Origin of the sequence: Rathayibacter sp. VKM Ac-2754 (genome assembly GCF_009807095.1) — a bacterium.
In the GTDB taxonomy this organism is placed as follows: domain Bacteria; phylum Actinomycetota; class Actinomycetes; order Actinomycetales; family Microbacteriaceae; genus Rathayibacter.
On the sequence record NZ_WUCC01000015.1, the window covers coordinates 49,547 to 58,594 of the forward strand.

Below are 9,048 nucleotides of genomic sequence, written 5' to 3' on the forward strand. Positions count from 1 at the left end.
GCGGTTCACGGCCGGTGAAGTCGCGTGCTCGACCGGCCGAAGAGGACGAGGGGGCGCAGAAGAGGGCGAGGGGGCGGAGGCTCAGACCGAGGTGTACCGCGACGCATCCGCTGCGCTGCGCTCGACCGCATCGAGCACGCGCTGCACCTGCAGGGCGTCGCCGAACGACGGCGTCGGCTGCCGGCCCTCGGCGATCGCCGTGACCAGGTCGACGACCTGGTGGCTGAAGACGTGCTCGTAGCCGAGTCCGTGACCGGTCGGCCACCAGGCGCCCGTGTACGGGTGCGACGGCTCGGTGACCTGGATGCGCCGGAAGCCCTGCGCCTCCTGGGGATCGCGGCCGTCGTAGTACTCGAGCTCGTTCATCCGCTCGAAGTCGAAAGCGACCGAGCCGAGCTCGCCGTTGATCTCGATGCGGTTCGCGTTGCGGCGCCCGAGAGCCATCCGCGTCGACTCGAAGACCCCGAGCGCCCCGCCGGCGAAGGTCGCGGTGAAGGCGGCGGCGTCGTCGACCGTGACCGGCCCGCGTTCGGCGCCCTCCTCGGCGCGACCGCCGAGACCGGCCTGCTCGGCGAGCACCGGGCGGTCGGTGACGAAGGTCCGCAGCATCGCCGAGACGCCCGCGATGCTCTGCCCGGTGAGCCACTGAGCGGTGTCGATGCTGTGCGCGCCGATGTCGCCGAGCGCGCCCGAGCCCGCCTTCTGCTTGTCGAGGCGCCAGGTCAGCGGGGCCTCGGAGGAGCTCAGCCAGTCCTGCAGGTACTGCGCGCGGACGTGGCGGATCGCGCCCAGCCGCCCCTCCTCGACGAAGCGCTTCGCCAGGGCGAGGGCCGGCGTGCGGCGGTAGCTGAAGCCGCACATGGCGAGGGCGTCCGAGGCGTCGGCCGCCGCGGTCATCTCCTCCGCCTCCGGAACCGATCGCGCCAGCGGCTTCTCGCAGAGCACGTGCTTGCCCGCCGCGAGCGCGGCGATCGCGATCTCGGCGTGCTGGTCGCCCGGGGTGCAGATGTCGACGAGGTCGATGTCGTCGCGGGCGATCACCGCGCGCCAGTCGTCCGACGACTCCTCGGCGCCGAAGTTCTGCGCCGCGGCCGACGCCCGGCCGGCGTCGCGACCGACGACGACCGCGAGCTGCGGCTGCAGGGGCAGCTCGAAGAAGCGCGGTGCGGTCCGCCAGGCCTGCGCGTGGGCACGGCCCATGAAGGAGTGGCCGATCATCGCGACGCGGAGGGTGGTCATGCGGGTGCTCCGTCCTCGGCGACGAGATCGCCCGCCGTCGTCTGCAGCGGCACGACGGCGGGCCGCTCCGCGGTGCTGGCGATCGCCACGACCGCCCTGTCGGCACTCGAGCGCAGGACCGCGTCCATGATCTCGAGCACGTGCAGACCGAGCCGACCGGAGGCGCGGTGCGGCCGATCCTCCTCGATCGCGTCGGCGAGATCGGCGAGCCCGACTCCGCGGCCCGTGTCGACGACGCCGGCCGAGTCGGGGACGTTCCGCCACTCGCCGTCGCGCACCGCGACCTCGACGGGGTCCGAGAACCGGTTGGGATCGGGGACCGCGATGGTCCCCTCCGTGCCGTAGATCTCGAACTGCGGGGCGCGGCTCCGCCACACCTCGAAGCTCACGGTGACGGTCGAGGTCACGCCGCTCGCGTGCTCGAGCAGTGCACTGATGTGCGTGTCGACCGCCACCGGCAGAGGCGTTCCCGCTCGGGGCCCGGTCTCGATCATCCGCGGGCGGGCGGAGCGCGTCGCGAGGCCGGTGACACGGACGACCGGTCCGAAGAAGTGCACGAGCGCCGTCAGGTAGTAGGGGCCCATGTCGAGCAGGGGTCCGCCTCCGGGCTGGTAGTAGAACTCGGGTGCCGGGTGCCAGCGCTCGTGCCCGGGCGCCGTCCACTGCACCTGCGCGGCGATCGGGTCGCCGATCAGTCCGGAGTCGAGGGTGCGGCGGGCGGTCTGGATGCCCGTGCCGAGGACTGTGTCGGGCGCGCTGCCGACGCGCAGGCCGAGGCGCTCGGCGAGGTCGAGCATCGGCGCGGCCTCCGCGGGGTCGAGGCCCAGCGGCTTCTCGGCGAAGACGTGCTTGCCGGCCTCGAGCGCCCGCGTGCCGATCTCGACGTGCGCCGCGGGGATCGTGAGGTTGAGCACCGCGTCGACCTCGGGGTCGGCGAGCAGCTCGTCGACCGAGAGCGCCCGGACGCCCTGCCCGTCGGCGACCTCGCGGGCGCGCTCGGTGTTCAGATCGGCGACGGCGACCAGGCGCAGCCCGGGGAACGTCGGGAGGTTGGCGAGGTACTGCTCGCTGATCTTCCCGACTCCGATGATGCCGACTCTCAGCGGGAGGCCCACAGCAGCCCCCGCTCGATGATGGTGCGGACGTTCGCGTCCTCGAGGATCTCGACGCGGTGGCCCGGGGTCGAGACGAAGATGCGGCCGGCGCCCCACCGGCGGGTCCAGATCGCGGGCGAGGTGATCGGGCGGTGCCACGGGTCCCACGGGCGGACGGCCTGGGTGGTGGTCGCCAGCACGTCGTTGTAGTCGTCGTGCAGCACCCAGTACTGCTCGGTGGTCAGCTCGAAGTCGCCGATGCCCTGCGTGATCGGATGGTCGGCGGCGGCCGGCGTCATCTCGATCCGGTGCGGCACGTAGTTGTCGGACTGCTCGCCGGTGCGCTCGTCGGGGTGCTTGCCGGGGTGCGAGGCGAACTGACCGCCGATCAGCTGGAGGTAGTCGGCGGTGCTGCGGTACGAGTCCGCGATGCCGCCGTGCCAGCCGGCCAGACCGGTGCCGTTCTCGATCGCGGTGCGGAGGCCCACGAACTCGGGCCACTCGATCGACGTCATCGTGTTCGCCTGCACGATCAGGTCGACGGTGCGGAGGTACTCCTCGTCGGCGTAGACGGCGGTCGACTCCTCGACGCGCACCTCGAAGCCGTTCTCGGCGAGGAAGGGAAGGAACAGCTCGGTCGCCTCGACGGGCTGGTGCCCGTCCCACCCGCCGCGGACGACGAGCGCCCTCTTCACGGGGGAGGTCGGTGTGGGGTCGGTCATCGTCGTCCTCGCTTGGCGGGCGGATCGCTCCGCGTTCGTCCTCGAACTTGCGCAAGTCGCATGGTCTGCGGCAGGGCGTCCGATCATTCTGCCGGTGCTCATGACCGCGGGCAAGGGCGAGGCGGCTCGGGAGTGACCACTAGTTGCGCAACTACCGGGCGGGTACGGTGGGCGGATGGACGGCACCGACGAGACTCCGCGGCCCACGATGGCCCGCATCGCCGAGCTCGCGGCGACGAGTGTGCCGACCGTCTCGAAGGTGCTCAACGGAGGCACGGACGTGTCGGAGGCGACGCGCTTGCGGGTGATGGCGGTGGCGCACGAGCTCGGCTACCGGAGGCGGCCGAAGCTCCGCCCGCCGGTCGAGGATCCGCGGGTCGTCGGCATCGTCGACGTGGTCGTCAGCCACCTCGGCGGCAGCTGGATCGGCCCTGTCCTCGGCGGGATCGAGGAGGAGGCGTCGGCTGCGGGGGTCGACCTCGTGCTCACCCGCGCGCGGCCCGACGGCGGCTGGGTCAGCCGCCTCCTGCGCCGGACCTCCCTCGGCGCGATCGTCGTGCTGGTCGACGTCTCGCCGGCCCAGCTGCACCTGCTGACGAGCGCCGACATCCCCGTCGTCGTCGTCGATCCGAGCACCCGGCCGCCGGCGGATGTGGCGAGCATCGGCGCCACCAACTGGGACGGCGGGCGGATGGCGGCCGAGCACCTGCTCGGTCTGGGTCACCGGCGGATCGGGATCCTCGGCGGGGCTCGAACCCAGCTCTACAGCAGCGCGCGGATCGACGGCTTCGGCACGGCGCTCCGCGCGGCGGGCGTCTCGGGCGCCCGCGTCGCCTACTGCGACTGGGATCGCGAGCGGGCCCGGGCGGCGGCGGGCGCGATGCTGGACGCCTCCGACCCGCCCACCGCCTTCTTCGCCTGCTCCGACGTCATGGCCCTCGGTGTCTACGAGGCCGCCGACGACGCCGGTCTGCGGATCCCGGAGGACCTGAGCGTGATCGGATTCGACGATGTGCAGGAGGCGGCGTGGGCGACGCCGCCGATGACGACCGTGCAGCAGCCGATCGCCGAGATGGGCGCGGCGGCCTTCCGGATGCTGCACCAGGCGCACCGCTCGTCGCGGCCGCTGTCGTCGAGCGCGACGCGGATGGAGCTGGAGACGCGTCTGATCGAGCGGGCCTCTGTGGCGGCGCCGCGCGGGGCGGCGGGCTGAGGTTCGGACGCACTTCCGGCTCGTGAAATCCGGTTCGGCTCGCAGGATTCGGCGGTTCTCTCGAGCCGAAGCGGGTTCTGCGAGCCGAAGCGGGTCCGGAGGTGCCTCGGGCTCGTTGAATCCGGTTCGGCTCTTAGAAATCGGCGGTTCTCGCGAGCCGAACACGATTCGACGAGCCGGAGGTGCTGCGGGGGCCCGGCGTCAGCGGCGGCGGCGCAGCAGGGCGTCGACCGAGAGGCGGCCGGCGCCGGTGAGAGCGAGCGCCGCGGATCCGGCGGCCAGGACGAGGACGAACTCGATCCCGCCGGTCGCCGCGAAGAAGCCGTTCGGCAGGTGGACGACGACGAGCGCGACGAGTGCGGTGATCGCGAGGCCGGCGGCGGCGATCCGGGTCAGGAGGCCGACGATGACCGCAGCGCCGGCGAGCAGCTCGGTGAACGCCGCCACGGGGGCGAGGACGGCCGCGAACGGTATGCCCATCGCTCCGAAGCCCTCGGTCGTCGCGGCGAGACCGTCGACCGCGACCTTCTGCCAGCCGTGGGCGAGGAAGACGGCGCCCAGCGCGACGCGGAGGACGAGGAGGCCGAGCGACGATCCGAGCGGAGCGGCCCGGTGGGTCGTGGGAGCGGCGGGGGCGTGGTCGAGCGTGGCGGTCATGGCGGGCCTTCCGGTCGGAGCGGATCTCGAGGGGGAGTCGTGCACGCCGTCGTGCCTGTGAACGACCGTAGGCAGCCCCGGTCGCTCCCGCCGTTCCGTGGAGTGGACACTGAGAACTCGCACAGGCCCCGCTCAGTCGCGGTCGCTCGCGGAGCACCTCGGGCTCGCGGGATCGCGTTCGGCTCGTCGGATCCGGCGAATCCAGCGAGCCGGACGTGGTCCTGCGAGCCGGAGCTCGGCGTCAGGCGACCGTCAGCTCCACCACCGCGTCGGCCAGTCCCTCCGCCGACGCGCGCACCGTCACGGTGCCCGGCCCCGTCGGCCGGACGATCGCCAGCGCGCGCCCGTCGAACGTCGTCCGCGTCGCGGCGTCGAAGCGCTCGGTCGTCGCCGGAGCGCCGCTGCCGTAGCCCGCGAGCACGGCGGCTCCGTCGACCGTGACCGTCACGGCGCGGTCGTCGCCGGTGACCAGCACGCCGTTCTCGCCGCGGAGCTCCAGCGACACGAACGCGAGATCCTCGTCGCCGGCCTCGAGCGCCGACCGGTCGGCCGAGGCGACGAGCCGCACCGCCCCGGTCGCCGTCCGGAGCTCGGTGCGGCCGGTCTCGACTCCGCCGCACAGCGCAACGGCGACGAGCGTGCCCGGTCGGTAGGTCGTCTCGAGCGTCGCCAGCATCGGGCGGACCCCGCCGACCGTCGCGCGGGCCACCTCGACATCGTCCAGGAGCAGCGCGACCTCGTCCGCGTCGGCCGCCACTTCGACGGTCACGGGGCGGCCCTCGGAGCCGGGCCAGGTCCAGGACGAGACGGAGTCGCTCCACGCCCACGGCGACTGCATGGTGATCGAGTGGCCGTGGTGCTCGGGGCGGAGCACCGCGATCGCCGGCTCGGAGCGCAGGCCCCACACGATCTCGCGGTAGTACGAGACCGGGCGCCGGTGCCCCGTGATGTCGAGGTCGCCGCACCAGGCGGTGAGGTACGGGAACTCGCGCTCGAGGGCGCCGTTCGCGGCCGGGTCCTCGGCGTACGAGGTGGCGCCGATGCCGACCTCGCCGAGGTAGTCCCAGCCGGTCCAGGTGAAGTCGCCGATCACGTTCGGGTTCGCGAGCACCATCGGCCAGAGGTCGCCGATCCGCGACGGGAAGGTCTCGGAGCCGACGATCACGCGGTGCGGGAACGTCTCGGCATCCGCGGCGTAGCGCCCGTCGGCGTAGTTGAGGCCGAGCACGTCGAGCACCGAGCTCGACTCGGCCGTGCGCCGGGTCACGGCGTCGGAGGAGCCGATCGCGCTCATCATGTCGGCGCCCGACTCGCCCATCAGCTCGTTCAGGCCCTGCTCGGCCTGGAGGATGTCGTCCAGCTCGTCGAGGACGGTGAGGGCCGCGTTCACTCCGTTGGTCACGGGCCTGGTCGGGTCGAGCGAGCGGACGTGCTCGGCGAGGTCGCGCGCCTGCACCGCGCCGTGGGGCGTCCCGGCCTCGACGATCTCGTTGCCGATCGAGTACATGATCACGCTGGGGTGGTTGTAGTCCTTCGCGACCATCGACTCGAGGTCGGCCCGCCACCACTGGGCGAAGTCGAGGGCGTAGTCGTAGTCGGTCTTGCCGCGCGCCCACATGTCGAACGCCTCGTCCATCACGAGCATCCCGAGGCGGTCGCAGGCGTCGAGCATCGACGGCGACGCCGGGTTGTGCGCGGTGCGGATGGCGTTGAAGCCCGCCTCCTTGAGCAGCTCGATGCGGCGGAACTCCGCCCGTGCGATCGACGCCGCCCCGAGAGGCCCGTTGTCGCTGTGGAGGCAGGCGCCGCGCAGCAGCACCGGCTCGCCGTTGATCCGCAGGCCCTTGCGCGGGTCGACGGTCACGGTGCGGATGCCGTGCACCGTCCTGACGGCCGCCTCGCCGATCGTCGTCGTCGCCGTGTAGAGGTGCGGCGACTCGACGCTCCAGAGCTCGGGCTGCTGCACGTACAGGCGCTGGCGCACCACCGCGGTGCGGCCCGGCGCGACGGTGACCGGCGTCCGCTCGGTCTCAACCACGCGCGCTCCGGAGGCGAGGCTCGTCTCGACGGTGCGGTTCGCGGTGACGAGGCCGCGGTTGACGACGCTGGTGACCACCTCGACGACGGCCTGGTCGTCCTCGACGCGCACCGTCGTGATGCGCACGCCGTCGGGCTCGATGTGCGTCGGCTCGTCGACGTGCAGCAGCACGGGACGGTGCAGTCCGGCGCCGGCGTACCAGCGGGTGTCCTGCCCCGAGCGGACCTCGATCCTCAGGGTGTTGGTCGCGCCGAAGCGGAGGAACGGGGTCAGCTCGACGAAGAAGCGCGCGAAGCCGTCGGCCCGGTTGCCGACGAACTCGTCGTTGAGGAAGACCATGGCGTGCCGGAACGCCCCCTGGACCTCGAGCCGGACCAACCGGCCGGCCCACTCCTCCGGGACCTCGAACCGCTTGAGGTAGCTGAAGGCGCCGGCGGGGTAGTAGGCGGCGCTGCCGGCGCCGGGCACGTCGGGCGCGCGCTCCGCGTCGCGCAGGGCGTCGTGCGGGAGGGTGACCGCGACGGCGTCATCGGCGCCCCTCTGAGCGGCGGCGAACGGCCCGCGGGGAGCCCTGACCGTCCAGTCGGCGGTGAACGGGGTGACGGTCATGGTGGATCCGATCGAGAGTGCGGGTGCGATCCTCAGTGAGGAAACTGTTTCCCTCTGTTTCGCAGCCTCTGCAGCCTAGGCGCGACGACGCGAGCGGGTCAACGCCCTCGCGCCTGGCCGGTCCTCGGTCGGCTCGTTCGCGCCTCACTCACTCCTCGAAAGTTGCGGTAGTCGCGCTCGACTACCGCGACTTTCGAGGAGTCGCGCGCCGATCCGGTGCGATCTGCGGGTGATCCGCCCCGCCGGGAGCCGGTCGTGCGACGGAGAGCGCTCCCCGGCGCGCCGCACCTGCAGATCGCACGATCGGCCCACGGAGTCAGCGGCCTCCGCTCCTCCGCCCGCCGCCCTCGCGGGTCTCCAGCGGCAGCACGACGTGCTCCTGCAGGTGCTGGTAGACCACCGACGTGCGGACGTCCGCGACCTCGCGGCGCTGGGTCAGCCCGTCGATGACGAAGGCGTAGAGGTCGTCATTGTCGCGGACGGCGACGTGGATGATGAAGTCCTCGTTGCCGGCGGTGACGAACAGGCCGACGGTCTCGTCGAGGCCGCTGACCCAGTCGCGGAACGCCTCGATCACCTCGCGCGACGGCGGACGGATGCGGACGGCGATGAGCGCCTGCACCGGCCGCCCGATCGACGGGAGATCGACCGCGAGGGTCGCCCGCACGATGACGCCGCGCTGGCGGAGGCTCCTGGTGCGGTCGAGCGCGGTCGTCGGACTCACGCCGACGGCCGCGGCGAGGTCGCGGTTCGTCATCCGTGCATCCGACTGCAGGAAGCGCAGTATCCGGATGTCGAGCTCGTCCAACGCGGCTCCGCGGCCGTTCCACTGGTCGTTCATACGGACATCCTGCGCTACTGCCGCCGTTGCGCTTATCTGTGGGGCGCCATCGCGTACAGAAGTAGACCCGAGGAGACCCATGACCGAGCACGCCGCCACCCCCGTCGGATTCGCTCCCGACGAGATCGACACCTCGGCGCCCACCCGCGCCGCCCGCCTGAAGTGGGTGGTCGTCGTCGATGAGGCGCTGCCGCCCGGCCGGGCCGTCAACGCCGCGATCTGCGTGAGCGCGGCCACGACCGCCGGCGTCGCGGGGCTCCTGGGTCCGTCGGCGACCGACGCCTCGGGATCGACGCACCCCGGGATCCCCTGGGTGGGCTGCACCGTGCTCGCCGCCGACACGGCGACCCTCCGCGCGATCCGGGCGAAGGCGATCGCGCACGAGGGCACCTTCGTCGCCGACATGCCCGCCGAGGCGCAGGCCATCCGGGTCTACGACGACTACCGGGCCGTCGTGGCGACGACGGAGGAGTTCGACTACCTCGCCGTCAGCGTCGTCGGTCCGAAGAACCGCATCGCGAAGCTCGTGGACCGCCTGCCGCTGCTGCCGTAGCCGTGCGCGTGCGGGTGCTGCGGCTCCTCCACAGGCGCTCCTCGAGGTCCGGTCTTCCGGTTCGAGCGGTCGGGCCGGTTGT

The 9,048-nt window shown here is 72.6% G+C and carries 8 protein-coding genes; 2 read left to right on the forward strand and 6 right to left on the reverse strand.

The window, feature by feature from the left end; genetic code table 11:
• Positions 1 to 81: 81 nt before the first annotated feature.
• The 3 genes from GRS92_RS17855 to GRS92_RS17865 are packed head-to-tail and all read right to left on the reverse strand — an operon-like array spanning position 82 to position 3,055.
• The gene (locus GRS92_RS17855) at positions 82 to 1,239 is read right to left on the reverse strand and encodes a Gfo/Idh/MocA family protein (RefSeq protein ID WP_159859394.1); all 1,158 of its coding nucleotides are present in this window, start codon (positions 1,237 to 1,239) and stop codon (positions 82 to 84) included.
• Positions 1,236 to 2,354, reverse strand: a complete 1,119-nt coding sequence (locus GRS92_RS17860) for a Gfo/Idh/MocA family protein (protein ID WP_159859397.1) — start codon at positions 2,352 to 2,354, stop codon at positions 1,236 to 1,238. The genes GRS92_RS17855 and GRS92_RS17860 overlap by 4 nt, the downstream gene beginning before the upstream one ends.
• Entirely contained in the window at positions 2,339 to 3,055 is a 717-nt protein-coding gene (locus GRS92_RS17865; protein WP_159859399.1) for a ThuA domain-containing protein, read from the reverse strand. Before GRS92_RS17865 ends, GRS92_RS17860 begins: the two co-directional genes overlap by 16 nt.
• A 175-nt stretch (positions 3,056 to 3,230) precedes the next feature.
• On the opposite strand from GRS92_RS17865, the gene GRS92_RS17870 reads away from it, so the two are divergent.
• Complete coding sequence (locus GRS92_RS17870; RefSeq protein WP_204162428.1) at positions 3,231 to 4,268, forward strand: LacI family DNA-binding transcriptional regulator; 1,038 nt, start codon at positions 3,231 to 3,233, stop codon at positions 4,266 to 4,268.
• A gap of 201 nt (positions 4,269 to 4,469) precedes the next feature.
• On the opposite strand, the gene GRS92_RS17875 is transcribed toward GRS92_RS17870, so the two are convergent.
• The 3 genes from GRS92_RS17875 to GRS92_RS17885 form a co-directional block, all read right to left on the reverse strand.
• Positions 4,470 to 4,925, reverse strand: a complete 456-nt coding sequence (locus GRS92_RS17875; protein WP_159859401.1) for a DoxX family protein — start codon at positions 4,923 to 4,925, stop codon at positions 4,470 to 4,472.
• A 241-nt stretch (positions 4,926 to 5,166) separates the two neighbouring features.
• Positions 5,167 to 7,572 (reverse strand): glycoside hydrolase family 2 TIM barrel-domain containing protein, encoded by a 2,406-nt coding sequence (locus GRS92_RS17880; RefSeq protein WP_159859403.1) that lies wholly within the window; start codon positions 7,570 to 7,572, stop codon positions 5,167 to 5,169.
• Positions 7,573 to 7,888: 316 nt separating this feature from the next.
• The gene (locus GRS92_RS17885) at positions 7,889 to 8,413 is read right to left on the reverse strand and encodes an Lrp/AsnC family transcriptional regulator (protein ID WP_235022112.1); all 525 of its coding nucleotides are present in this window, start codon (positions 8,411 to 8,413) and stop codon (positions 7,889 to 7,891) included.
• 79 nt (positions 8,414 to 8,492) lie between these two features.
• Here GRS92_RS17885 and GRS92_RS17890 point away from each other — a divergent pair, with 79 nt between their 5' ends.
• Positions 8,493 to 8,966: a DUF2000 domain-containing protein gene (locus GRS92_RS17890; RefSeq protein WP_159859405.1), complete on the forward strand. Its 474-nt coding sequence runs from the start codon at positions 8,493 to 8,495 to the stop codon at positions 8,964 to 8,966.
• Positions 8,967 to 9,048: the final 82 nt, after the last annotated feature.